Source organism: Metabacillus fastidiosus NBRC 101226 (genome assembly GCF_001591625.1).
Taxonomy (GTDB): Bacteria; Bacillota; Bacilli; order Bacillales; family Bacillaceae; genus Metabacillus; species Metabacillus fastidiosus.
Window position 1 is genome coordinate 1 of sequence record NZ_BCVG01000077.1, and the last position, 18,254, is coordinate 18,254.

Sequence of the window (18,254 nt, forward strand, 5' to 3'; positions counted from 1 at the left end):
TTACTGTTCGTTAAGGCTGGGATAAAAACTCCTCCGTATGCTAATATTTTGGTTGGTGAACCAAAAATATTTTAGCATTCCAGAGGAGTTTTTTTCATACCACCCTAGCAGTTTTTTGGAACTCTAGGCCTAGCCGAGGGTTTTCTTTTCCACAAAAAAAGAGGCTCATAAAAAGCCTCTTTCTCTTACTTATGCATTTTCAAAATACTCTTTGTAGTAGCCGCCTACTTTACCAGTATTATCGATGACAAAATAAAACTCTTCTGTTTCATTTTGTACATCATATTCTTTTCCTGCCGTTAATGCACGATCTACCATATATTTTTGGGCATTCGTATGGATACATTTCACTTTTTTTACTCTTTCACTGTTTTGCCAAGTTTTATGAATCATTTTATCTGTCTCCTTTTAACTCTTCGCTCCTATTATATAGGGAAATAGAGCGCTTGCCAATTTCTTTCCTCATTAAATATGCGTATTTTTAAGCAGTTCTGTAATATCGGTATAGCCATTTTCTTCAGCAATATCTATAACTGTAAGATTTTCACTGTTTTTTATATGAGGATCTGCCCCGTTTTCTAACAGCTTTTCGACCATTTCCGTATCTTCATTATAAACCGCATTAAATAATGCTGTTTCTCCGTATTCATCCTGTAAATTCACGTCTGCTCCTTGTTCAATCATTTTATCTAGTAACTCTGAATCTCCTTCACTCGCAATCGATGGCAATACAATTTCTCCGGCTGCTGCTTTTATATTAGGATCTGCTCCATAGTCAAGAAGCATTTTCACTATTTCAGGATCAATGAACGACTCTTCCAACTCTTCCTCATCGTACCACAGAACAGCATAATGAAGCGCTGTCCAGCCGTCAGCATCTTGTTTGTTTATATCTTCTCCATCTTCAATCAGTTTTCGTACCTCTTCTGTATCATCATTAGTAATAGCGAGCATTAAAGGTGTTGTCTCCTCTGAACTTAGTTCGAAATCACTGTATAAACCGGAATTAAGAATCATTCCAAGTAAAAACATAAAAATGAGGAAAAGAAGATATGACCCTGCAAAAACAGAAATAATAGTTACTTTTAATTTCGTAGGAGTGCGAAAATCCATATTATAGCCTTGTCCAAATTTATTTTCTAATGCATAAATTCGTTTCGGCAAATTTGGATGTGTAGAAATTTTTTCACTAAGCCACGCAAAAAATCCCTTTTCATTGCTCGCTTCACGTAAATATTCCTCTTCGTTTACAATCCGGTATAAATGTTTCCCTGCCGCTAAAACGAGCAAGGCATTTTTTGAAGCTTTCAAGTCTGCTGTATAGTGTGACGCCATTGCATCACAAGTATATTCACAGGTTCTTGAATATGCTTCCGCCAAAAATGGAATCCAGTTTCCCGGGATCACTAATAAACTTTTCAAAATATGATTGCGTTTAATATGTGCTAATTCGTGTGCAATAACAAAATCCAATTCCTTTTTTCCATCATCTATAAGCAAATCTGCTATTTCTGAATACAGGACGATCATATTTCTGCCGAAAAATCTCGTCGCGAAAGCATTTATTATTCCCATTGATTGAATAATATATACATCCGGCAGTTTTTCCATTCCCATTTTAGCAGCAACTTCCTCCACCGTTCCGTATATTTCTGGAAATTGATTTTTCGTTACTTTTATTCCGTTTGTCCGAATCATCGCCATCGAAAGAAAAAAGAAAAACAGCGGGATAATAACGAGAATAATAGCTATAACGATCCCGATTATTGAAAAAAACAAAGCGATATAGACAAATATGCTATAAATAAGTAATAGTGCAAAATACACCCGTTCGTTTTTGTGAATAAGTCCCTCCACTTGTATCCTCCTCATATAATTTTCCAACAAAATCTATTTTACTTAATATCTGTTCATTTGAATACAGTATCTTCGAACCATTTATCTGATCATACATATAGTGTCATCGAAGGAAAAAATGGAGGTCATTATTTTGAACAAAGAATATATTACTTCATTAAACAATTGGTGTGACGAGCTTTTAACATTTATTCATCAAGGAAATGAAGAGCGTCTGGATTTATTCACCGAAGAAATTAGAGAACTGAAAGAGGATTTAGCTAAAGATCTTACAGAAGAAGATGAGCAGGATATATGCAACCGTGCGAAAAGCTTATCTTCACAAATAAGAGAAGTGATCGGCACGGACAGAAATAATACCAGCCGTATCGTTAAAATTGGCGAACACCAGCTTCCGCCCCTTCCATACTCATACTCAGCTCTTGAACCTTATATTGATAGGGAAATTATGAGACTCCATCATGATAAGCATCATAAAAGCTATGTTGACGGCTTAAATAAAGCGGAAAAAGAAATGGAAAAAGCACGGAAAACAAATGATTTTTCCTTTCTTAAACATTGGGAGAGAGAAGCAGCCTTTCACGGAGCAGGCCATTATCTCCATACAATTTTCTGGACGATTATGAGTCCGAACGGCGGCGGGAAACCAACAGGTGATTTAGCAAAATTAATTGATCTTTCTTTCGGAAGCTTCGACCGTTTTAAAAACCACTTCAACGAAGCTGCCAAACAAGTGGAAGGTGTTGGCTGGGCCATTCTCGTCTGGGTTCCCCGTACGAAAAGACTGGAAATTTTACAGGCAGAAAAACATCAAAATTTAAGCCAGCAAGATGTCATTCCGATCCTCGTACTTGATGTATGGGAACATGCCTATTACTTACAATATAAAAATAAACGGGAAGATTATATAAAAAATTGGTGGAATGTCGTTAATTGGAATGAAGTGAGCAGAAGACTGAATACAGCAAGGAAAGTAATGTGGGAATCCTTTTAATAGAATGCTAGCTGTATAATTTTTTCGATTTCGCTGATATAAAAAGCGGATTCCCTTCATTTCAGGGAATCCGCTTTTCTCATTATCCTTCCAACAGCAAGGATTCAGGGTCTTCAAGCAGGTCTTTTACAATAGTAAGGAAGCTTACTGCTTCTTTTCCATCGACAATGCGGTGATCATATGATAATGCAACATACATCATCGGACGGTTTTCCATTCTTTCCTCATCAATTGCGACTGGGCGAAGCTGAATTTTATGCATTCCTAAAATTCCAACTTGCGGGCCATTTAAAATCGGGGTTGATAATAAGGAGCCGAATACACCGCCATTTGTAATCGTAAATGTCCCGCCTTGTAAATCTTGTAAGCTTAATTTATTCTCGCGTGCTTTTACTGCCAGTTTCAGAATTTCTCCTTCAATCGCAGCGAAATTCAGGCGATCAGCATCACGTACAACCGGAACGACGAGTCCCTGGTCAGCGGAAACCGCAATCCCGATATCATAATATTTTTTCATAATAATTTCATTGCCCTGTACTTCTGCATTCAATATCGGATATTGTCTAAGCGCTGCAACAACTGCTTTCGTAAAGAAGGACATAAAGCCGAGACGAACGTCATGCTGTTCAAAAAATTTATCTTTGCGACGTTTTCTAATATCCATAATGGCTGTCATATCTACTTCATTAAATGTCGTTAGCATTGCAGCCGTCTGCTGCACTTCAACGAGCCTTTTTGCAATCGTTGATCTTCTTCTTGACATTCTGATCCGTTCCACCGGTTTATTGAATTCATCTTCCGCTTCCGCTCTCTTAGATACCGGCTGCTCCCGTCTAACAGGCTCTTCTAGTTGTTTACTCGTTTTAGGATTGAATGTTTCCACATCTTGCCTCCGTAGTCTGCCGAGCGGGTCAGCGGCCGGCACTTCATTTAAGTTGATTCCGCGCTCTCTAGCAAGTTTTCTTGCTGCTGGAGAAGCAATCAGCCGATTTTTTCGCTCTCCCTCAGCTGCCTCATTTGTAGTCTTTTGCTCATCCGGCTGTACTTTCACTTCTTCCTCTTCCACTGTCGCCGCCTGAGCTTCCCTGCTTTCATCAATGACCCCGATTACTTCATCGACATGTACTGTATCTCCAGAATCTTTATATAACTCTTTTAATACACCTGAATTTTCTGCTGTAAGCTCGACATTTACTTTATCTGTTTCAAGTTCGACTAATTGCTCCCCCTTTTCGACCTTATCACCCGGTTTCTTCAACCATTGTGCAATCGTTCCCTCTGTGATCGATTCTGCCAATTCAGGTACTTTAATCTCAGCCATTATAGTTCCCCCTAAACTACTTATTTTAAGCATAGCTTGAACTATCACCATTTAAGAATGAAGTCGTTATATAAAAACAAGTACCACTTAACTACTTACTTAAACCACCTCTTAACAATTCCTTATTCGTTATTGTTAAAGCATGAGTCACGATGCGCTCCTGACAGTTCTTATGAATAAGCGGGTCCCCTTCCGCAGTACTCTGTCTGCTTCTTCTTCCAACATAGGAAACTGACACACTGTCTTTAGCAATAGCACGTAATCTCGGTTCAATATAATTCCATGCTCCCATATTTTGCGGCTCTTCCTGAACCCATAGAATTTCTTTTAAGGAAGAATATCTGGAAAGCAATTGTTTTATTTCTTTTTCAGGGAATGGGTATAACTCTTCAATTCTTACTAGTTTCACCCAATCTTTTTCCCCTTCTAAGGAATTCAGCTTATCGAGCAGATCGATTGACACTTTGCCAGTCGAGAACACGATGCGCGTCACTCTCTCAGGGAATTGTTCCTTTTGTTCTATAATTGGTTTAAATTGTCCTTCGCTAAGCTCCGCAACATTTGAAACGGTGTGGGGATTACGCAATAAGCTTTTCGGTGTCATAACAATTAACGGTCTGACTTCCGCCCGTTTTAAAATTTTCGCCTGTCTTCTTAAAAGGTGAAAATATTGTGCTGCGCTTGTAACATTTGCGACCGTCCAGTTTTTCTCCGCACTCATTTGCAAGTAGCGTTCCACACGTCCGCTTGAATGTTCCGGCCCCTGCCCTTCATAACCATGCGGCAGAAGCATAACAAGGCCGGATTTCTGTCCCCATTTCGCACGTCCAGATGAAATAAACTGGTCAAAAAATACTTGAGCTGCATTGGCAAAATCACCGAACTGTGCTTCCCAAATAACAAGAGTTTCCGGAGCAAAAACATTATACCCATATTCAAAACCAAGGACCGAACCTTCTGACAGCGGACTGTTATAAACAGCGAAAGAAGCTTTTGCTCTCTGCAATGTATGAAGCGGTGAATAGCTTTCACCTGTTTTGCTGTCATGAAGAACGATATTTCTTTGTGCGAAAGTGGCACGCTGTGCATCCTGACCTGTCAGCCTGATTGGTGTTCCGTCTTCTAGAATAGAAGCAAATGCCATTGTTTCTGCAAGAGACCAATCGACTTTTCCATCTTCTATGAAACTCTTTGCTCTTCGTTCAAGTATTCTTTGAAGCTTAGGAAAAACATGAAAGCCTTCAGGCCAGTTTACTAAATCTTCGTTCAGATTCTTTAATCTGCTATATTCAACAACTGTATTAATTTCCGGAAATCCATTTTGAACGATAGCTGGCAGCTGAATCTCATAAATAGGAGCCATGCTCGTTTTCGGCATTTTCTCATATGCCCGGTGGAGGCTGTCTTGTACTTCATTTAATATATTCTCAATCATTTCTGAAGTGACTGTGCCATCTCTTTTTAATGTTTCTGCATACAGTGCCCTTGCTGTTGGATGTTTCTGAATTTTTCCATATAATAACGGCTGTGTCGTTAACGGTTCATCCATTTCGTTATGTCCGAAACGTCTGTAGCCGATTAGATCAATTAAAAAATCTCTATTAAATCGCTTTCGATACTCAATCGCAATAAATACAGCTGCAAGACAGGCTTCAGGATCATCCGCATTTACGTGCACGATCGGAATTTCATATCCTTTAGCAAGATCTGAAGCATACTTTGTCGATCTGGAATCGGTGCTTTCTGTCGTAAATCCAATCATATTATTAGCAATAACATGGATTGTTCCGCCTGCCTGATAGCCTTTTAGACGGTTTAGATTTAACGTTTCTGCCACGATTCCTTCACCAGGGAATGCAGCATCCCCATGTATTAAGACTGCCATTGCTGCTTTGCTGTCCTGTACCGGATATCCTTTTTCCGTCCGATCCTCCTGTGCTGCACGTGTATATCCTTCTACAATCGGATCGATAAACTCCAGGTGGCTCGGGTTATTAGCAAGTGTTAATCTTGCCGATCTCATATTCGATTCCTTAATTTGCTTATCTGCACCGAGATGATATTTTACATCTCCGCTCCAGCCGTAATTGATTCCGCTTGATCCTTCTGACGGAACGAGCTCTTTATTAGGCGTATGCTGGAACTCAGAGAAAATAATTTCATACGGTTTTCCAAGGACATGCGCGAGTACGTTTAAACGCCCGCGATGCGCCATTCCAATATTAATCGTCTGTGTTCCTTCCTGAACAGCGCTTTCGATAAGACCGTCTAATATTGGTACGAGCATATCCAGTCCTTCAATCGAAAAACGCTTCTGTCCGACAAACGTTTTATGTAAAAACTGCTCAAAACCTTCTACTTCTGATAATCGTTTTAATATTGATAAACGTTTTTCCTTTGAATGCGGTTTAAATAGCTTACCTGATTCAACAAACTGTTTTAACCATGTTTTCTCCTCATAATCATGTACATGACTAAATTCAAAAGAAATGGATTTACTGTAAACAGACTTTAAATATTCGTATGCCTGCAATCCGTTTTGCACATTTTCTGGAGCGTCTTCACATAGCAGTTCTACTGGAATTTCAAGTAAATCTTCTTTCGTCAAATCATATTCTTCCAGCTGGAGAAACTCATTTTTTGGAGCATTATTGTTAAAAGGATAAACAGATGCGTATAAATGGCCGTATGTGCGAATATTATTCGCAAGCTTCACCGCTTCTGCAACCTTTTTCATTTTATTTGGACTGATCGCAGAAGAATCTTGAACAGATCGCTCACCTTCTTCTAATGACGGCGGTCCCCACTTATCAAAGAGCTCCTTCAATTCCATGTCAATCGAGTCAGGATCAATTTTATATTGATCATATAATTCCATGACATATCCGAGGTTAGGGCCATGAAAGTTTTTCCAACTAAAGTTTGGCTCAAATTTACTTTCTGACATGCAAATTACCTCCAACTATTCTTCATGCTTAAAATAATATACTATATTTTAAAACATAAAGGATACTATTGTGAAATATCATCAACTATTGCCGCTATATCTACGTAAAATTAAAACGCTTACAAGATTATTTTAACAAAAGCGTGCATTTATTCCAAGTGAAATGATTTAAAAAACTTTTTATTAAACCAACTTCTAAAACAATATTATATTAATTTAGTTTTTCTAATACAGGCAGCAATTTTATTTTAATAGACAGCTCCCCAAATAAGACTTTTTTACTATAAATAAAATAAAGAATTACAGTTTTTATTTTATTATAATAATTTTTATTCCGAAAATTTTTATCAAAATAGAATTGTTAAGTGACATAAAGAAAAGAATTCCAGCAATTACTTACAAAAAAACAAAAAAATCCAGCTCTTTTCTGAGAAAGAACAGCCTCTTTGCACAATAAAGCGGCCTCTTTTTCAAATAAAGAACTGAATCTTTTATTTTAAAATAAAACTGTAAGAAATTATACCTATTACAATGTCTTTAATAATAGACGTTTTAACAGCGGGAATAACTGCTCAGGCAGATCCTCGATATGCTGGACGAAAATACTGAACTTCCCGTAAATATTTTGGATCGTCTTCTGTCCTGCTTCATCGATTTCTCCATTTGCAAGGAACACATTGATCACTTCTATTCCGAGCTTTCTCGCTTCAATAACTGCTTCATGGGTGTCAATGATTCCGTTCTGGTCATATCCGAGCGCTGCCGGTTCACCGTCAGAAAACACAAGCAGGAACTTTTGTTTCTCCTGCCTTTTCATAAGCTCTTTCGTCATATGCCTGATCGCGTATCCGTCACGATTATCCTCTTCGGGTGCGAGCTGCATAATCTCAGGCCCTGTCTGTGTTTGCAGAGAGCGCTCAAACGGAATGACGCGGTGAAAATGATTGGGCTGGTATGTTTCAGATGCTTCATTCGTGTCTTCCCAAAACCCGACAATTTGATGCGGAACGCGAACAGATTTCAATGCTTCATGGAATAATGTAATCCCGAGCTTCGTCTGCTCCATCTTATCATACATGGATGCAGAACAATCGACGAGCAATGTGAACACCGCATCAATCTCAGGAGAAGGCTGATCTTTTTTATAAAATAATCTCGGATTCTCATCGGTAAGAAGTCTTAATAATTTCTTATTCAGTCTGCCGATATGCAAATCTGTGCGCGGATAAATCTTTTTATGTTCCAATGTTTTTTGGATCATTTGCTTTAATTTTTTTTGATAGGAAAGAATCTGCTTTTTATTTGCTGTATATTTTTCTGTTTCCTCACCTTTAGGAATACGCGCCTCTACAAAAACAGGAACAGCATATTTATTTTCCTTCCCGTATGTGAGATCCCCGTCCGCACTTCTCTCTTTACCATTTTCTGAGCTTTCAAGTGACTGAAGCTTTGAAAAATCATTGTTCTTCGTTTTTTTCGCTGTGCCTTGAACAGTTCCAAGCGCCTGGTCGCCGTCTTCACTGTCCCGGACACCTTCTCCGATTAAATCTGTTTTTGTTCCCTGCTCGAGATCATACTGCAAAAAGCTTTGTGTCGGCGTACTCGTCTCACTATGCCATGTCGAAAGTTTATCGTCATGAATATCTTCATCGCCTTTTCTTACATCTTCGATTGCATCATCATTTTTAAGCTTCGATTTTCTCTTTAAATCATCAACTGTAAGACCGCAATCTATTAAATCATAATCCAGTTCCGGTAAAAAGAAATACGTATTCAGCATATCTTTTTCAAGTATTTCTTCCGCTACTTCCATTATGTTTTCTACTATTTTCGCAATATCATCTGTCGATTTTGCTTCATATACTTTAAACATTTCCGATTCAATATACGGGAAAGCGAGATCTATTCTTTCATTAAGAGACGGGACTGTTTCCAATGGCGACTGTGCTGTTAATTTTAAATAGACAGCATTGAATAAAGCATCTGTGAAAATGCTTCTTTCCCTGTTAATCGTCAGCTGTGATTCAAAATGCCTCCGGTACATATCCCTTCTCATTTGAAATGCTTTTATCGTTCCTCTTCTTTCGCGTTTTACTATTTCCTCAAGTCTTATATCCTCAGCAATCATAAATAGCTGTTTCGCGAAACTTCTAAACTTGTAATTTTTAATTGTCCGAATAAAATGATCGACTGCGTTAAAATCTGTATATGAAAAGCTGCCGATGCTGCGAAGATATATATCACTTTTTAAACCTGCGGCAACCTCTTCTTCTTTCCGATGCTCCCAAAAATGGCTTATATACACTTTTAATTCGATTGGATCAATATATGATTGAACACTGTATTCGATTTCCAAGTCGGCTCTTTTTGTTAAACACTTAGCTAAATCCAAGAGCTCCATGAAAAAGAAGGAGTCGACCTGTTCATCATTAAATTTTATAAATCTCAAAGCGTGTGATCCCTCACTCAAATAAAGTATCAGCTAAGTTTCGAATAGCCGCCTTTTCTCTTTCATCTTCTAATTTTTCTGTAATACCGCGGTCAATTGCTCTTTTTGGCGGCAAGTACTGTGCTAAATCACAAGTATCAAGTAAGGCGCGAATCGATGCTGCTTCTTCAGATACTTGCCCGTTTTGCACTAATGTAATTAAATCGGCTGAAAGCTTCGTAAACTGTTCAATTAAACTTTCATTTTGCAGCTGAGACTGCGTCACTAACACATCTTTTAAAAGATTTCCTTGAATATAAGGAACTTCTATGACAACAAAGCGGTTTTTTAATGCTTCATTTAATGGAACAGTCCCAACATATCCTTCGTTAATTGCGGCAATTACACCGAACTCTTTTTTCGCTTTTACTACTTCTCCTGTAAATGGGTTCGTAATCATTTTCCGGTAATCGAGGACACCGTTTAAAATAGGCAATGTTTCAGGTTTTGCCATATTAATTTCATCAATATATAAAAGCTGGCCCTTTGTCATTGCTTTTACGACAGGCCCAGGGATAAATTCAATCGTCGTTTTATCATCTTCATTATGGATCGTTTTATAACCGAGAAGTGCTTCCGCATCAAGATCAACCGAACAGTTAATGCTGTGCATCGGCTGATTGAAAATAGCGGAAATCGTCTCTGCAAGTTTTGTCTTTCCAGACCCTGTCGGCCCTTTCAGCAAAATGTTTTTCCCTAAAGAGAGAGCGATAATCGCATCTAGTAAAATGTATTCATCAGATGGAGTATACCCTTCTTTTCCTATAAGTAATTGATCCTCTTCTGCTGCATGCTGTGATCTCCTACTTAAAACAATATCGTTTATATGATTCGGTAATTGTAATGAGTATGTTTTTTCCATTATATATAAAGTCCTTCTTTCTCTTAAAAAGTCTCTTTATCACATATTATGAGTATACTATATCATACTTCTGTGAAGCACGAAAAAAAGAGCTGTCTCATAAGCTCTTAATAAGTTTTCAAAGCGGAAAGGCCTTGCCTTCAAATCCTTGATTTTACTATATGAATACAAATTAATATTCCGACATATGTTCAAACAAATCTTAGTATAGTGCTCAATTTTTGGAGCACTTTTCAACACCTGCTGAAAAGCATTTGCAAGCGGGGCTTGCAAATGGATGAGCCAAAAATCAATAAAGTTATACTGGAAAACCATGTTCGAATCAGCCATTTAGTTTTATTTTTCAGCAGGATGTTCTCAAAGGATTACTTTTTACCCTTTTAAGACATCATCGTTCGTTATTAGTTTGCAATTAATATTTGAAGCGGTCCGTCTTCAGCAATTAAATCTTCCAGCTCATATAAAGAAATCGGGAAAAACGGAAAGCCGAAAACATATGGAGTAAGGTCATACAGCTGAAAATAAATGACGATCGCCTTATCAGCAAGATAAAATTCCTGATTCGGTTTTATCGTTTTAAACGGCGGATCCAGCAGAAAAATATCCCGCTCTTTTATTTGCCTTCTAATAATATCAGAAATACGCTCGACATAAGGGCTTCCTTTTTTGAATAAGTCGGAAAGTTCGTAGCTTTTTCCGTTCTTCACATTGAAAGTAAGAGATTTAATAACAGTCAATCCATGGGCTCCACCTGAAAATGTATAATTATTAAAGGTAAGACTGACGATATCCCGCTCGTTTGTTTTTTGTTCATAGTAGCCGAGCATTTCCACTAAATATTCATTATTAACACCTTGCTGCTCCATCAGTTTTCTTACCGTAAGCTGAATCTGTCTGTTTATTTTTAATTGTATATTTTTATTTTGGATGAGAAGGGACGGATAAAAAACGGATACTTTTTCAGTTTTAATATGATGGGTGTACATCGGAATTGGTGGCGAAAACATAAAAACACCTCCTGTTCATCCATACACTTTATGTTTGAAAAGAGGAAAATATTTTGGGGAATTAATATAATATAAACGAAGCATCAGACCTCATAGATCAATATGTACTTGTGTATAACACTATGTATGAATAATGAAGTCTGATACTTGTAAAAAAGCTTTATTACTTGCCGAATTGTCTTGCTCCTAAATATCTTTGCTTCCAGTATGAATTATTTAAACTTGCGATTGCTACACCACTGCTGCTCGCATGTATAAATTCATTATTTCCTAAATAAATTCCCATATGAGAAGGGCCTGCTTTATACGTTGAAAAATAAACAAAGTCTCCGACAGCAGGTGTCGATACTGCTTTCATGCTATCCCAGTATCCTGCTGCACTTAAGCGGGACACAGATGTTACTTTATTTAGGACATAATAAATGTATCCACTGCAATCAAAACCTGAAGGTGTGTTACCGCCCCAGCGATATGGTACACCAGCTAAAGCTTTTGCTTCACTGATCATCTTATCAACATCTATCGTACTATTTGACGTTTGTTCCTTCGCTGGCGGAGCCGTTTCGGCATCATCATTGTCTAATTCCGGTATTTCACCTGATATGCTTAATGTCTGTCCAGAGTAGATTGAATCTGAACTTAAATTATTCACTACTTTAATTTCAGCTACTGATATATTAAATTTGTTGGCAATTTTAAATAATGTATCGCCTCTTTGAACAGTATAATTGCTTTTATTCGTCTGCTGGCTGGAAGGCTTGTTCACAGGAGCAGCTGGTTTACTGCTTTCAGACGTATTAGAATTAGAACTTGCGTTAGCGCTTCCTTTTACAATCAACTTCTGTCCAACCATGATTAATTCACTGTTTAAATTATTTAATTCTCTTATTTTGTCTACTGTTGTATTATTAGTGCGGGCAATTTTAAATAATGTATCACCCGACTGTACCGTGTAGGCTGCTCCACTTGAGTTAGACTGTGTAACCGTTCTTTTCTCGCTTTTTGCCGAATTAGCAGGCAAAACTTTAGCATTTGGAATATCGATCACTTGTCCGACTTTTATCACATCTGTTACTAGGCCATTTGCTTCTTTTATTGCTTGGACTGTTGTCCCATACTTTTTTGATAAACTGCTTAAAGTATCGCCGCTCTTTATATCTATACTGTCTGCTGCGGCGCTTGTCGCAAATAAAGAAGACCCTACTATAGCAGTTGCTGTAATTCCGAGAAGTTTATATCTCATTTCCGAAAATACCTCCTATTAATCTAGTCTCACATTCAGTCTAAATGATTAATAGAGTTAATTCTATATTATAAATGAGAAAAAAGTCTGTTTTTGCAAAATAAAGAAAAATCACGAAATCAAATTTGAGTCTTTACTCATGTATTTTTCTTATAAAATTCCAAAAAATAATATATAGTACATTTAATCTATTTATGTGATACGATTTATATAATTAATAAAGATTTCGAGGTTATCATATGGAAAAAACATTTGATTATAAAGGAAAAATAAAACAATTAAGCATCATTTTATTCCCAATCTTAGCTACTCAATTAGGACTTTTCATGATGACATTTCTTGATACAACAATGTCAGGTCAAGTTAGTCCGGAAGATCTTGCCGGGGTTGCAATCGGATCAAGCTTATGGGTGCCCGTGTATACAGGATTAAGCGGTATTTTACTTGGGATAACACCAATTGTCGCACAATTAATCGGGGCAAAGCGGGGAGAAAATATCCCCTTTACGATTATTCAGGGCTTCTACTTATCAGCCCTTTTGGCAGTCCTCATACTGGCAGCCGGTTTCTTCGCTTTAGATCCTATTCTAAACAGCATGGACTTGGAACCAATCGTAAGAACGATTGCGAAAAATTATTTAATTGCGCTTTCCTTCGGTATTATTCCACTCTTCCTTTACAGTGTCATAAGAGGCTTTATCGATGGATTGGGACTTACACGGGTAACGATGATTATTACTTTACTCTCTTTGCCCATTAATTTCGTCTTCAACTATTTGCTTATTTTCGGTAAATTCGGATTGCCGGCATTAGGCGGGGTTGGTGCTGGTGTCGCCTCGGCAATTACTTACTGGTGCATTACCATTATCAGCTTCATTATTGTTTTAAAACAGGATCCTTTTAGAAAATACAAGCTGTTTAGAAGCGGAGCAGCTCTATCTATTAAATATATAAGTGATTTATTAAAAATCGGACTTCCGATCGGCTTGGCCATTTTCTTTGAAACGAGTATTTTTGCAGCTGTCACACTGTTTATGAGCCAGTACAACACAGTTACTATCGCTTCCCATCAGGCAGCAATGAATTTCGCCTCCTTTCTTTATATGGTGCCGCTGAGCATATCAATGGCGCTTACGATTGTAGTCGGTCATGAGATCGGAGCAAATAGGAATAAAGATGCAAAACAATATAGTCTTTTAGGTATTATTTTTGCTATTTCCTTATCTGTTTTAACTGCTGCAATCATTTATTTTATGAGACCGCAAATTTCTGCTATCTATACAGCAGATGCCGATGTGCTAAGTCTCACACAGCATTTCTTAATCTATGCGATATTTTTCCAGCTCTCCGATGCCATTGCCGCACCAATTCAAGGGATACTGAGAGGATATAAAGATGTGAATATTACATTTCTTATGGCCCTTATATCCTATTGGGTTATAGGTCTTCCTATCGGTTATGTGCTTGCGCAATTTACTTTGCTTGGGGCATTCGGCTATTGGATCGGTCTTATCATAGGGCTTGCTTTCGGAGCAGTCGGACTTTCCATCCGCTTAAAGATTGTCCAGAAAAAATTCACGCTAATGACTTTGAAAAAAGCTGGATAAACAATGAAGCGAGAAGCTGTCCAATAAGTCATTAGTAAGTTTAAAAAATTGAAAGGCCCCCTCATGAAATCCTTGATCTTACTGGATTACCATGAAGGGGCCTTGCTTTTCTTTTTAATCAGACCATTTATATGTCCAAAAATATTCTTTTTCAAACCATTCCATCATCATCGGATTATTCTTCAGCAAGCCTTCTTCCATCTGTTTAAGCATACCTTCTGTTTGTGAGCGATGGGCTTTTAATGCTTTTAGCTTTACATCCGCAACTGAAATAATATTAATTCCGACATCCGGCTCACCAATTTCTTCTATTCTGTTACTGGAAATTGCTATACCATATGTAACAGGTCTTTCAGAAATCGGCTTTCTTTTCAATGCTCTTATTACTGCAGCTCCAAAAGCATCATGATCAGGATGAACGCCATATCCCGGATAAAACGTTACAACGAGCGAAGGATTTATATCATTCACTATTTTTTCAATTATGTTAGCAAGATGTTCTTCATCTTCAAATTCTAATGTTTTATCCCGTAGTCCGAGCATTCGTAAATCCTGAATGTCGAGAGCTTCACACGCATCTTCCAGTTCCCTTTTACGGATACTTGGTAGTGTCTCCCGGTTCGCAAATAATGGACTTCCCATATTTCTTCCCATTTCACCTAATGTGCCGCATGCATATGTGACAGGTATCCCCTTTTGTCTGCTTAAAGCAATTAACCCGGCAGCTCCAAATGATTCATCATCAGGATGCGGCAATGCAATTAATATATGTTCATTCATTTTTTAATCCCCCATACCTTCCTCATTATTTAAAAGGTTTCTCACTGAGCTGTAAAGCGATTGCCAGCTTTCCCTCGCTATTATGACCGGCTAATAACAGCTGTTCCTCACTGTTAAATATCCAATCTGTTAATCCTTCTGCATATATCCAGCCATTCTCTATTTTTAAACCAACCCTGAACGGACCGTCTCCAGTAATTTTCGCCTGGTCAAACATAACTTTTGTATTGCGAATAAAAGCAACAACTGTCATATTGTCCTGATTATTAAAGGCGGAATATGCTCCCGTTGTTGTTTCAAGATGCACATACAGCTCTTTATCGCGAAAACGATTTAAATATTTTTGTACTTCTTCTTTTACTATTGGGATCATGTTACTCCTCCGATATTTCATGGAAAAATTTCATCTGCTATTCCATCTTTATTTTTTGTACTCTATTCGTTTTCTAAACGTATTCTCTAATAATTATAATATTATTTCTATATTTTATCGTTACTAACAGTTTTATGTCTACAGCATATACTAAAACGACCCAGAGTATGATAAAGGATGTGAAAAGATGTTCCCATGGAACAATAAAATACCATTCAAAGGCAGTAATTCTGCTGATTTCTTTAAAAATATGAATCCTTCTGAAGTTGAAAATTATATCCAGCATGTGATGAAAAGCGTTTTCGGCGGAGACTTTTCACAGAACTTTCCTTTTCAAGGCGACTTAATGAATAGTAAACAAAAAAATGAGCCACATGAAATATTTGAGACGAGTGACTTTATTTATGTGAAAATCCCCGTGAAAGAGGAATTACTATCATCTGTAAAAATCCAGCATACGGCAAACCAGTTAATTATTGATAACTATCCTGAAGAGGGAAAACAAAAAAAGATTATGCTCCCCTCACCGGTTAAACGGAAAGGAACGAGAGCGAAATATAAAAACAAGCTGCTTGAAATACGCTTCCTTCGTAATGAAGACCATCATCTTTCAGAAATCTCCATCGCTCAATATGATAAATAATAGAGAAAAAGACTGCCTTTATGAGACAGTCTCTTTTCATTTTATTTTATTCTATTTTTCAGTAATAAGGATACCCTCCCGCATAAGGGTAATATGGGGATGGTTGATATGGTTGATATGGTTGATATGGATAATACGGTGTTGGTACTGGTCTCGGTCTTGGTGCGAAAATAGCACTTCCGACTAAACCGCCCAGCAAGCCGCCGATAAAAGGTCCGCCAAATAGAAATGGAAACGGTCCTCTGACATTATTGCGCATCATTGGATACATCTTTATTCCCTCCTCCACTATTTACCTACACTTTAAGGATATTCAACTATTTCCTTATTGGAGTGGGCGGTTGTATCATCTATCGGTAATTAGCTTGCTAATTGTTTTTTAAGCACATTAACTGCTTCTTCTAATTGTGTATCATTTTCTATTAATTTCTTCTGTAAGCTTTCGATCATCTTAATCGTCGTTTCTCCGCCGATTTGGCCATTTACAGCAATTCCATTTTCTTTTTGGAATTTTTCTACTTCCTGTTTAGTAGCCGGATCGAAAATACCGTTTGCTTTTACATTACTATAGCCTAAAGCTTGAAGCATCTGCTGTGCTACTTTTACTTCTGCTGAAGAATCTTCTTCTTTTAATGTTTTTTCAGGATCAAGATAAGGGAGCTTCGCATACTCTGGAAGACTGACAGCATACTGCGGCTTTATGCCTTTCTCATGAATCCAATGCCCATCCGGCGTTAACCATTTGGCAATTGTGTATTTAACAGATGAACCGTCTTTAAAAGCTTTTGTCGTCTGGATTGTTCCTTTTCCAAATGTCTTGTCACCAATGATCGGTATTCCCGCTGACTGATGGAGAGCGGCTGCCATAATTTCAGCGGCACTTGCAGTCCCTTCATCAACAACGACAACAACCGGCAAGTCAATTTTATCTTCATTTTCCGCTTTGTATACTTCTTTTGAGCCATCTTTATTTTCTACCTGCAAAATATTTTTTCCTTTAGCAATGAATAAATCACTCATGTATACAGCTTGTTCGAGCAAGCCGCCTGGATTCTGTCTAAGATCAATAACAAAGCCTTTTACATTTTGTTTTGTTAATTCAGAAACAGCTTTTGCCAACTCTTTATCTGTTGACTCTGAAAATTTCGTAATTTGAATTTTTCCAATTCCATCATCCATTTTTTCAAAATGAACCGTTTCGATTGGAATCGTGTCTCTCGTAATTGTAAAGTTTAATTCGCCTACACCGCTTCTTTCAACAAGAAGCTTCACTTTTGAACCTTTTTCGCCACGGATAAGCATAATAGCTTCATTGACACTCATACCTTCAACAGATGTGTTATCTACTTTTAAGATTTTATCTTTCGGTTTAAGTCCCGCTGCTTCCGCAGGAGATCCTTTAATCGGGGAAACAATCATAATGGCGCCGTCACTTTCCTGAACTTCTGCACCAATTCCTTCAAAAGATGAAGAGATATTTTCCTGGAAGCCTTTCGCTTCTTTCGTATCCATATAAGTTGAATATGGGTCTTCAAGTGCTCCCAGCATCCCCCGTATCGCACCATCAACGAGATCTTCTGTCTTCGCATCCTTATAATAGTCCGTTTTAATTGTTTGATATGTAGAGCGCAATTTTCCAAATGGATCATTACTTATGTTTGATATCTCATTATATTTAACGGCTCCATATGTAATCCCGGCACTAACGACAGCTGTCAGGAAAAAACCAAAAATAATAAGGAATCTTTTTTTACCCAAAATGCGTACACCACCTTTTTATATGTAATTAATTATCTCTAACGATTTTTACTACGTCAACATAAAACTTGGATTGTTATAAAGCATGGCATTAGACCTGTTTTTTCATGAATAACGTCATTTTAAGCCTCTTTAGTTGTAAATTTTATTACAGATGATAGAATAGTTCGATATATTCACATCTATTTCTTAATAATTCCTCTATTTCGCCATTATTAATCAGAAAATTTCCTTTTCAGCGGGAAATCTGTATAAAGAAAATAGATAACTTTTAGCTGGGAGTTGTCTTTATAACAGCTTTTTGATTTTTATCCCAGCCTTAACGGGCAGTAAAACTCCCGCTTCAAAGTTCTAGAAATCAGAGGAAGTTAAGT

The 18,254-nt window shown here is 37.5% G+C and carries 15 protein-coding genes; 3 read left to right on the forward strand and 12 right to left on the reverse strand.

Going from position 1 to position 18,254, the window contains the following annotated elements:
- Positions 1-189 precede the first annotated feature (189 nt).
- Both BFA01S_RS15785 and BFA01S_RS23590 read right to left on the reverse strand, forming a co-directional pair.
- Complete coding sequence (locus BFA01S_RS15785) at positions 190-393, reverse strand: DUF6501 family protein (protein ID WP_066232692.1); 204 nt, start codon at positions 391-393, stop codon at positions 190-192.
- A 72-nt stretch (positions 394-465) separates the two neighbouring features.
- Entirely contained in the window at positions 466-1,857 is a 1,392-nt protein-coding gene (locus BFA01S_RS23590; RefSeq protein ID WP_066232695.1) for a M48 family metallopeptidase, read from the reverse strand.
- Between the two features lie 133 nt (positions 1,858-1,990).
- Between BFA01S_RS23590 and BFA01S_RS15795 the strand changes: the two genes are divergently transcribed.
- On the forward strand, positions 1,991-2,851 hold the full coding sequence (locus BFA01S_RS15795; RefSeq protein WP_235843045.1) for a superoxide dismutase: 861 nt from the start codon (positions 1,991-1,993) through the stop codon (positions 2,849-2,851).
- A gap of 82 nt (positions 2,852-2,933) precedes the next feature.
- Here BFA01S_RS15795 and odhB read toward each other — a convergent pair whose 3' ends face one another.
- The 6 genes from odhB to BFA01S_RS15825 form a co-directional block, all read right to left on the reverse strand.
- Positions 2,934-4,172, reverse strand: a complete 1,239-nt coding sequence (gene odhB / locus BFA01S_RS15800; RefSeq protein WP_066232702.1) for a 2-oxoglutarate dehydrogenase complex dihydrolipoyllysine-residue succinyltransferase — start codon at positions 4,170-4,172, stop codon at positions 2,934-2,936.
- Between the two features lie 91 nt (positions 4,173-4,263).
- Entirely contained in the window at positions 4,264-7,119 is a 2,856-nt protein-coding gene (sucA, locus tag BFA01S_RS15805; protein WP_066232706.1) for a 2-oxoglutarate dehydrogenase E1 component, read from the reverse strand.
- Positions 7,120-7,645: 526 nt separating this feature from the next.
- On the reverse strand, positions 7,646-9,568 hold the full coding sequence (locus tag BFA01S_RS15810; RefSeq protein ID WP_066232708.1) for a vWA domain-containing protein: 1,923 nt from the start codon (positions 9,566-9,568) through the stop codon (positions 7,646-7,648).
- Between the two features lie 13 nt (positions 9,569-9,581).
- Positions 9,582-10,469: an ATP-binding protein gene (locus tag BFA01S_RS15815; RefSeq protein WP_066232710.1), complete on the reverse strand. Its 888-nt coding sequence runs from the start codon at positions 10,467-10,469 to the stop codon at positions 9,582-9,584.
- A 401-nt stretch (positions 10,470-10,870) separates the two neighbouring features.
- Complete coding sequence (locus BFA01S_RS15820; protein WP_066232713.1) at positions 10,871-11,476, reverse strand: DUF3298 and DUF4163 domain-containing protein; 606 nt, start codon at positions 11,474-11,476, stop codon at positions 10,871-10,873.
- 163 nt (positions 11,477-11,639) lie between these two features.
- Positions 11,640-12,719 (reverse strand): C40 family peptidase, encoded by a 1,080-nt coding sequence (locus tag BFA01S_RS15825; protein WP_066232715.1) that lies wholly within the window; start codon positions 12,717-12,719, stop codon positions 11,640-11,642.
- Positions 12,720-12,958: 239 nt separating this feature from the next.
- On the opposite strand from BFA01S_RS15825, the gene BFA01S_RS15830 reads away from it, so the two are divergent.
- A complete protein-coding gene (locus tag BFA01S_RS15830) occupies positions 12,959-14,326 on the forward strand; it encodes an MATE family efflux transporter (RefSeq protein WP_066232718.1) in 1,368 nt (455 codons plus the stop codon).
- 114 nt (positions 14,327-14,440) lie between these two features.
- Here BFA01S_RS15830 and bshB2 read toward each other — a convergent pair whose 3' ends face one another.
- Both bshB2 and BFA01S_RS15840 read right to left on the reverse strand, forming a co-directional pair.
- Positions 14,441-15,106, reverse strand: coding sequence for a bacillithiol biosynthesis deacetylase BshB2 (gene bshB2 / locus BFA01S_RS15835; protein ID WP_066232720.1), 666 nt, complete (start codon positions 15,104-15,106; stop codon positions 14,441-14,443).
- Between the two features lie 25 nt (positions 15,107-15,131).
- Positions 15,132-15,479 (reverse strand): YojF family protein, encoded by a 348-nt coding sequence (locus BFA01S_RS15840; protein ID WP_066232721.1) that lies wholly within the window; start codon positions 15,477-15,479, stop codon positions 15,132-15,134.
- Between the two features lie 187 nt (positions 15,480-15,666).
- On the opposite strand from BFA01S_RS15840, the gene BFA01S_RS15845 reads away from it, so the two are divergent.
- Positions 15,667-16,122 carry an Hsp20/alpha crystallin family protein gene (locus BFA01S_RS15845; protein WP_066232723.1) on the forward strand — a complete coding sequence of 152 codons (456 nt, stop codon included), beginning with the start codon at positions 15,667-15,669 and terminating at the stop codon, positions 16,120-16,122.
- A 58-nt stretch (positions 16,123-16,180) separates the two neighbouring features.
- On the opposite strand, the gene BFA01S_RS15850 is transcribed toward BFA01S_RS15845, so the two are convergent.
- Both BFA01S_RS15850 and BFA01S_RS15855 read right to left on the reverse strand, forming a co-directional pair.
- Positions 16,181-16,393 (reverse strand): hypothetical protein, encoded by a 213-nt coding sequence (locus BFA01S_RS15850; RefSeq protein ID WP_235843046.1) that lies wholly within the window; start codon positions 16,391-16,393, stop codon positions 16,181-16,183.
- 89 nt (positions 16,394-16,482) lie between these two features.
- Positions 16,483-17,880, reverse strand: a complete 1,398-nt coding sequence (locus BFA01S_RS15855; protein WP_066232727.1) for a S41 family peptidase — start codon at positions 17,878-17,880, stop codon at positions 16,483-16,485.
- Positions 17,881-18,254: the final 374 nt, after the last annotated feature.

Coding starts and splice junctions, on each gene's coding strand:
- bshB2 (WP_066232720.1), bottom strand. CDS start 15,106: ATGAATGAACATATATTAATTGCATTGCCGCATCCTGATGATGAATCA.
- BFA01S_RS15785 (WP_066232692.1), bottom strand. CDS start 393: ATGATTCATAAAACTTGGCAAAACAGTGAAAGAGTAAAAAAAGTGAAA.
- BFA01S_RS15840 (WP_066232721.1), bottom strand. CDS start 15,479: ATGATCCCAATAGTAAAAGAAGAAGTACAAAAATATTTAAATCGTTTT.
- BFA01S_RS15850 (WP_235843046.1), bottom strand. CDS start 16,393: ATGTATCCAATGATGCGCAATAATGTCAGAGGACCGTTTCCATTTCTA.
- BFA01S_RS15845 (WP_066232723.1), top strand. CDS start 15,667: ATGTTCCCATGGAACAATAAAATACCATTCAAAGGCAGTAATTCTGCT.
- BFA01S_RS15825 (WP_066232715.1), bottom strand. CDS start 12,719: ATGAGATATAAACTTCTCGGAATTACAGCAACTGCTATAGTAGGGTCT.
- BFA01S_RS15820 (WP_066232713.1), bottom strand. CDS start 11,476: ATGTTTTCGCCACCAATTCCGATGTACACCCATCATATTAAAACTGAA.
- BFA01S_RS15830 (WP_066232718.1), top strand. CDS start 12,959: ATGGAAAAAACATTTGATTATAAAGGAAAAATAAAACAATTAAGCATC.
- BFA01S_RS15815 (WP_066232710.1), bottom strand. CDS start 10,469: ATGGAAAAAACATACTCATTACAATTACCGAATCATATAAACGATATT.
- sucA (WP_066232706.1), bottom strand. CDS start 7,119: ATGTCAGAAAGTAAATTTGAGCCAAACTTTAGTTGGAAAAACTTTCAT.
- odhB (WP_066232702.1), bottom strand. CDS start 4,172: ATGGCTGAGATTAAAGTACCTGAATTGGCAGAATCGATCACAGAGGGA.